The sequence below is a fragment of the Promineifilum sp. (SeqCode) genome (genome assembly GCF_041918635.1).
Classification (GTDB): domain Bacteria; phylum Chloroflexota; class Anaerolineae; order Promineifilales; family Promineifilaceae; genus Promineifilum.
Map to the genome: position 1 here is coordinate 1 of NZ_JAYRVJ010000741.1, position 7,097 is coordinate 7,097.

The 7,097-nt window shown below is 65.2% G+C and carries 6 protein-coding genes; all 6 read right to left on the bottom strand.

Features of this window, described 5'->3' with window-relative positions; translation table 11 throughout:
* A partial coding sequence (locus tag ACE3UY_RS21480) for a class I tRNA ligase family protein (protein ID WP_374689523.1) occupies nt 1-704 on the bottom strand: 704 nt, incomplete at its 3' end.
* A gap of 116 nt (nt 705-820) precedes the next feature.
* Nucleotides 821-1,894: a PIN/TRAM domain-containing protein gene (locus ACE3UY_RS21485; RefSeq protein WP_374689524.1), complete on the bottom strand. Its 1,074-nt coding sequence runs from the start codon at nt 1,892-1,894 to the stop codon at nt 821-823.
* 545 nt (nt 1,895-2,439) lie between these two features.
* Nucleotides 2,440-4,191, bottom strand: a complete 1,752-nt coding sequence (locus tag ACE3UY_RS21490) for an ATP-binding protein (protein ID WP_374689525.1) — start codon at nt 4,189-4,191, stop codon at nt 2,440-2,442.
* Nucleotides 4,191-4,856 carry a hypothetical protein gene (locus ACE3UY_RS21495; RefSeq protein WP_374689526.1) on the bottom strand — a complete coding sequence of 222 codons (666 nt, stop codon included), beginning with the start codon at nt 4,854-4,856 and terminating at the stop codon, nt 4,191-4,193. Before ACE3UY_RS21495 ends, ACE3UY_RS21490 begins: the two co-directional genes overlap by 1 nt.
* A 73-nt stretch (nt 4,857-4,929) precedes the next feature.
* Nucleotides 4,930-6,195 carry a DNA double-strand break repair nuclease NurA gene (locus ACE3UY_RS21500; protein WP_374689527.1) on the bottom strand — a complete coding sequence of 422 codons (1,266 nt, stop codon included), beginning with the start codon at nt 6,193-6,195 and terminating at the stop codon, nt 4,930-4,932.
* A gap of 161 nt (nt 6,196-6,356) precedes the next feature.
* The gene (locus ACE3UY_RS21505) at nt 6,357-6,833 is read right to left on the bottom strand and encodes an SRPBCC family protein (RefSeq protein ID WP_374689528.1); all 477 of its coding nucleotides are present in this window, start codon (nt 6,831-6,833) and stop codon (nt 6,357-6,359) included.
* Nucleotides 6,834-7,097: the final 264 nt, after the last annotated feature.

The following is a 7,097-nucleotide window of genomic DNA, read 5'->3' on the forward strand; positions in this document are numbered from 1 at the left end:
CCGCCGCCGTGGATGTCGATGGTCTCGCCCAAGTACTTGGCGGCCATGGCCGAGCACTCGATGTGCCAGCCGGGGAAGCCGTCGCCCCACGGGCTGGGCCAGCGCAGGATGTGCTCCGGCTCCGCTTTCTTCCACAGGGCGAAGTCGGCCGGGTGACGCTTCTCCTCGCGCACGGCCACGCGCGCGCCCTCTTCCAGGTCTTCGATGATCCGGCCGCTCAGCTTGCCGTACTCGGGGAAGGAGGCCACGTTGAAGTAGACCGAACCATCCACGACGTAGGCGTGCTCCTCCTCGATCAGCCGCTCGATCATGGCGATCTGCTCGGGAATGTGGCCGCTGGCCCGCGGGCTGATGTCCGGCCGGCGCACGCCCAGCGCGTCCATGTCGGCGAAGTACTGGCGGGTGTAGGTCTCTACGACCTGCATGGGCTTGGCCGACATCTGCCGCGCCTTCTTCAGGATGCGGTCTTCGCCGGTGTCGAGCATGTGGCCGACGTCGGTGATGTTCTGCACGTAGAGCACGTCGTAGCCCCTGTAGCGCAGGTAGCGAACGACGACGTCGAAGCTGACGTAGGTCTTGGCGTGGCCGATGTGGGAGTAGTCGTAGACCGTGGGGCCGCAGACATAGAGGTTGACCTTGCCCTCGGTCAGGGGCGTGAACTCCTCTTTCTGCCTCGTCAGCACGTTATAGATTCTGAGCGACATACCTGTCTCCAACTTGTCTGGATGGTGAGGATATAGCGAATAGTGTGGGCTGGCAATACCAGGGGTTAGGGGCTTGGGAAGAGCGCTCTTTCCTAGCCCCTATCCCCTATCCCCTATTATGGCTTGGCGAAGATCATCCGTCCGGCGGTGGTCTGCAACACCTTGGTCACAACCACGTGCTCGGTGCGGTTCATCAGGCGGTAGCCATCCTCGACGACGACCATCGTGCCGTCATCGAGATAGCCGACGCCCTGGCCGTACTCCTTGCCTTCCTGGATGATGGTCACGCTCAACTCCTCGCCGGGCAGGAACGACGCCTTGACCGCGTTGGCGAGGTCGTTGATGTTCAGTACGGTGATGCCCTGAAGTTCGGCCACCTTATTCAGGTTGTAGTCGTTGGTCATGATGGGACACGTCAGCCGGCGGGCCAGCAGCACCAGCTTGCTGTCGGCGTCGCGCGTCTGGGGCGCGTCCATGTCGGTGATGCGCACCGGCACAGGCGACTCGTTCTGCATCATGCTCAGGATGTCCAGGCCGCGCCGGCCGCGGTTGCGCCGCAGGCTGTCGGGGCTGTCGGCGATATGCTGCAACTCCTTCAACACGAAGTTGGGCACGAGCAAGGTCTGGCGGATGAAGCCGGTGCGGGCGATGTCGAGGATGCGGCCGTCGATGATGACGCTGGTGTCCAGCAGGATAACCGGCTCATCCTCTTTCTTCTTCTCGACCTCGACCACCTTGTCCGCGCCGCGCGACGGCCGCAGCGCGCCCAGGAAGTCCCGCAGGTCGCGGTAGCGGTTCATCATCAGCACCGCGCCCAGGTAGCAGAAGCCCAGCGCCGAGGCCAGCGGCAGGATTTCCCGCAGCGGCGACGGCAGTTGCGACAGGGGGATGGAGAAGAGCGCCGCGGCGATGAGGCCCAGAAAGACGCCGATCATCAATGAGATCAGCCGCTCCAGGGGCATGGCCGAGAGCGCCTGGCGAACGGCGTTGATCGGCCGGACGGTCACGTAGGGCGTGAAGAGGAAGCCCAACACGACCCCCAGCACCCCGCCGCCGACGCCAAAGGCGATGCCGTAGCGCAGCGGATCGAGATTGACCAGGGCCGCCAGTTGCACGCCGATGATGGCCAGGGCGGCCCCCAGCACCAGCGCCCCAATGATACGCGAGATGAATTCAATCCGAGGGTGCATATGAATCGATAACTCCAGTGCCTATGAATGACAAAAGATAAATCATGAGTCCTTTGTATACTGGGTGACGCAAACGCCGCGAATTGTTCACGAATAATCTGCGAAATCTGCGGATTCTTCTACTGTCTTTCTCCCCGGCAAACAAAAATGGTGAATGCTTTCCGCGCATTCACCATCCCACCGCCGGGCGTACACCCCCGGCGTGTATATACGGGCACTTCGTAGCCGCGACCCCCGTCGCGGCCCTCCTGTGGCCCGGCTATGCCGCGATGAACCAGTCTAACCGGCCCGCGCCGTCAACGGATAATGGGGATAAATCCCGTTCGCTAGAATGAAGCATCAGCCCGACACCGCCGATCACAAAAGAAACCCGCACCAGATGATGAATGAAAAACGGATAATGGGCAGATAGTAGCATAGCGGCAGTGAAACAACAAATGCCGGGGAAGAAGAAATGGCTACGGATTATCACAGAAAAGACGGATCCATAGATTCTCACATTTTCAACAAATCCGTGTTATCCGTCTCAATCCGTAGCCATTTCTTCAGAATAAATCGTCGTTGGCGTCGTCCAGCGTGTAGACCGGCTTGGGGCCGGGCGTAGCGACAGCGGGCGCGACGGCCCGGCCGCGCATCTCGTCGTAGAAGCGCTTGTCGTAGCGCCGCGAGCGGATGGGGATGGGCATCTTAACGCCCCAGCCCAGCAGCAGCACCTCTTCCTTCTCCTGCAAACGGGCCAGCATGCCGCGCAATTGGTCGCGCCCGGACAGGCCGCTGAGCACGGCGCGGATGTCGTCCTCGTCGCCCAGCCAGCCGGTGACGCGCGTGCCCAACTGCGACATGACCTCGTCGTCGATGCCCGACGGCCGCTGATCGACGATGAGCAGCGTCACGTAATACTTGCGCAACTCGCGGGCGATAGTGCCGAACGCCGTCTGGCCGGCCACGGCGGGGTTGAGCAGCTTGTGCGCCTCCTCCACGACGATGACCAGCGGGCGCGGCGGCGCGACGCTGCCGACGCTGCCCCGGTGCTCCTCAGTCTTCTTCACCCAGCGGTCGCGGATGCGCCGGGTCAGGATGTTGGAGACGAGCAGGTAGTCCGCCTCCTGCTCGTGCCGGCCGAAGCTCAGGATGACGTGGCGGCCGTTCTCCAGCCGGTCGACGATGGCCCCCACGGCATCGACCGCCGGCCTGTCGACGACGTACTCCTTGTCGTAGATGCGCTTCAATCGCCGGTATAGCCCCTTGGCCGCCTCGTCGTTGACGTTGGCGCTGCGCGCCCAATAGGCGACGGAGTTGGGCGCGGGATATCGCTTGCCCGCCTCATCGGTCACCTCGGCCGTCGGGTCGAGTTCCATGAACTTGACGAACCACTTGTCGCCAAACGACCGCTCCAGCGCGCTCAGCGTGACGGCGCTGGTCTCGGTCAGGTTGAGCGTCTCGCCCAGCAACAGGATGTCGGCTGTGGTGAAGTCGCCGGCGGCGATCTCCACGTCGAAGTCGGCCCGGTCGTTGCCGATCATCGCCCCCTTCCCCAGCCCGGCCACCTCGACGCGCGACCGCCCGAAGAGCGAGCGCAGGCCGTAGACCCGCTCGCCCCGGTCGGTGTCTTGGGCGTCGAAGCCGTACTCGTTGTGCATGTCGAAGACCAGGGCCGCGGCCACGTTCGTCTTCATCAGCCCGGCCAGCACCATGCGCGTCAGGAAGCTCTTGCCCGTGCCCGTCGCGCCGAAGATGCCGCTGGAGCGCTTGACGAAGCGGCTCAGGTCGAGGCAGACCGGGTAGCCCTGCTCGATGGTCTGGCCGATGGCGAAGACGCTGCCGCCCTCCTCGCCGAAGATGGCGGCCACGTCCCCCTCGTTGGCCGGGCGGACGGGCGCGTGGTGAGCGGGCACGGTCTTGACCGGCTTCGGCCCGGGGTTCTCCTCGCCCCGGTCGACGCGCGCCTGCCACTCGGCCCGCTCCGGCGAAGTCAACTCCGGGCCGAGATCGACCAGCAGCGTCGGGTACATCTCCAGCGTGGTGTAGAGCGTCTTGCCGTAGAGGGCGCGCCGGATGGTCAGCGGCAGCCGGTCGGACTGCTCGTCGGCGAAGCGCGGGTCGGTGGAGCCTAGCTGGAGATCAGTCACCAGGCCGAAGTAGCGGAAGCGCCCGCTCTCGCAGACGACAAAGCTGCCTTCCTGGACGCTGTCGGCCGGGATGGTCAGCCGGACGCGGAAGCCCTCCTTCAGGCCGCCGCCGACGATGTAGCCCAGCGGGGCGGTCGCCTCGGTCGTTTGGGTTGGCAGGTCGAACATCAGAAGCCCCCCACCGCCCCGGCGACGCCATCCAGGCTGGGCAGCGCCTCGCCGATGGCTTCCAGCACGGGCACGAGCGTCTCGTAGTCGTTGCGTAGCAGTTCGATCACCTCGGCGATGACCCCCGTCGCCCAGTCGGTGTCGTAGTCGCGCAGGCGGTGCACGTCCTGCACGTGGGCGACCAGCAGTTGATCGACCGGCACGCCCATGTCGACGGCGCGCAGGATGAGCCGCAGGTAGCCGAGCCGGTCGGTGAAGCGGACGAGTTCGGCCCGCTCGTGGCACAGGTAGACCGGGTCGAGGTTGAGCGGCGGGCGGGGCGGCAGGCCGTGGAAGAAGCGCCCGTTGAGACAGTAGCCAACGGCCAGCACGCTCATCTCGATGGGCAACAGCCGGTTCTGGCGCTGGTCGTTGATGACCTCCTCGCGCGGGCTGTCGGCCAGGATGAGCCGCCGCACCAACGGGTCGTCATCGACGTTCATGTTGTAGATGAGGCCGAAGATGGCCTCGCGCGAATCGACCGGCTGGGCCTTGACCAGGCAGCCGAACGACGGTCCGGAGAGCTGTTGCACCTGGCAGCCGATGACGAAGCCGGCCGTGCTGGCCCGCAGCACGCGCCCGACCGGCGGCTTCTGCTGTAACCATTCGTTGCCTATGTCTGACATATGCACCTTTCGTGGAACAGGTTTCTTAACCTGTTGCTTCCGTCCCGCCACGGGTTAAGAAACCCGTGCTACATTATCCCCGCCACCCACCCATTTTGTGTGGCGTGCGGCCGCCGCGGGCGATCTCCTTGCCGCTTTGCTTGGCCGTCTCGCTGCCGCTCAGGCCGGCGCGCTGCATGGCGAGGTCGATCATGGCGTTGAGGCTGGCCTCGTCGTCCCGGCCGACCACGGCCAGTTCGTCGGCCCGCGTCAGCGCGTAGGGGTAGTTGCCCAGGATGCGGCACTGGTCGTAGATCAGGCTGTGGACGGCGGCCACGGCCACCGGGTCGTCGGCCACCCAGCGCGGGATGTCCACCCGGGCCACGGCCCGCGCCTCGCCGCCGGGGTCTAGCTCGTCCTCCACAATGATGTTGCTGGAGCCGGCGTTCAGGTAGAAGAAACACACCTCGATATTGGGGTCTTCTTCGGCGAAGCGCCGGTTGGTGGGGGAGACGTCCACGAAGACGGGGCTGCGCTGGCCGGGGCCGAGCAGCGTGGCGTAGAGGCCGGCGTCGGTCAATTCGCCGCCCATCGGCCGCCGGCCCAGCGCCCGCCAATCCACGTCCTCTTCGTCGAGCAACGTCTGGAGCATCGTTCCCACCGAGCGCTTGCCCGGCCGGTCGATGTAGCCGGCCAGTAGCGCGCCCGTCTCGTAGATGTGGCGCATGGCCCGCGTCCAGGCGGCCACCACGCCCTCCACGCTGCCCCGCTCGCCGGCCATGGGCCAGTAGAGCAGCCGTTGGTCGAGCAGGGCCAGGACGCCGCCGGGGCTGCCCCGATAGGCCGCGCACAGGTTCGCCAGCGTCTCGATCTCCCGCCGGTCGCGGGCGATGGTCACTTCGCTCTTGTCGAAGCCCGGCTCGTCCTCGGTCTGATCGTCCTCCACCTGGGGATAGAAGAGTTGCGGCGAGGTGTGGATGTCGGGGGCGCGGCCGTCGCCGTGGTGATAGACGATGGCCCCCACGTTGACGAGATAGTAGAGGTAGGCCGCGTGCCGGTCGGGCATGATCTGCGAGCCGTCGGTAGCGATGAGGGTCGCCCGCTCCGGCGGCGGGCCGGGGGAGATGGCGGCGTCGAGCGGTTCGCGCTCCGACAGCGGCGCGGCGGCGCGGAAGTACTTGGGGTCGGCGATCTGTTCGGCCTTGGCCAGCCCGGCGCGGATGCCGGCCCAGTCAGTGGCGTGTTCGGCCAGCAGGCGGCGCAACTGGCGCGCCCGCTGCCGCTGCTCCCGGCGCAGTTCGGCCGCGGCGCGGGCCATCTGCTGCATCTCATGGGACAGCTTGTCAAGCTCCAGCGTCATGGCGCGCTAGTGTAGCACGGATGAGCTAGGGCGACGAGGGGAAGAAGAGATGGGACGCTGATAACGCGGATTGAACGCTGATTTTCGCGGATAAGAAACATCACGCTTTCTTATCCGCGAAAATCTGCCCAAATCAGCGTCATCTGCGTCCCATTCTTCGGCTACGAAGCAGCCAACGCCGCCTCCAGGTCAACGCCGTTTTCCATCATCCCCTTCAGCGTGTCCATCTCCTGGGCGATGCTGTTGTGCACCCATTGCCGCAACAGCGACGTGGGCAGGACGCGCAGCCAGCCGCCGGGCGATTTCCCCTCGACCCAGACCGTGTAGCGCGTCCCCTCGCCCTCCTGCTCGAAGGCGAAACGCGCCTGATAGTCGGCTCCGTCGTCAGGCCCGGTCAGGCGCTTGTAGGCGAAGCGGTGCGGCGGCTCGTAGTCGGTGATGACGGCCGTGTTGCGGTACGTCTTGCCCAGGCCGTGCACCTCCTGCTCGAAGGTCGTCCCCACGCCGACGGGGCCGTCGCTGGTCTTCGTCGAGGACAACAGCGCGCTGCGCCAGACGACGCAACGGCGCAGACAGGTGGCGACGTCGAAAACTTCTTCGGTGGGCCGGTTGATCACAACACTGTGTTCGACAAGCATCGTGTTCCTCCTGGTCGTGGGCCGGCGGCCGCGGCGCGCCTGATCGGGCGCGGTGGGGGCGATGGGCTTTCCGGCGATGGTTGGCGAGTTTGGGGAGGATTATACTGGGATGGTTCTTCTCTAGCACAGAAGAGCGTGCAGGGGTAACCATCCCCCAAATCAGTACCAATCATAAGTGGAAAAATCGGGCATAATCAGCCCAGGAGGATTCCACATGAAGCGGTCACGATTCACCGAAAGCCAGATTGTTCAGATCCTCAAGGA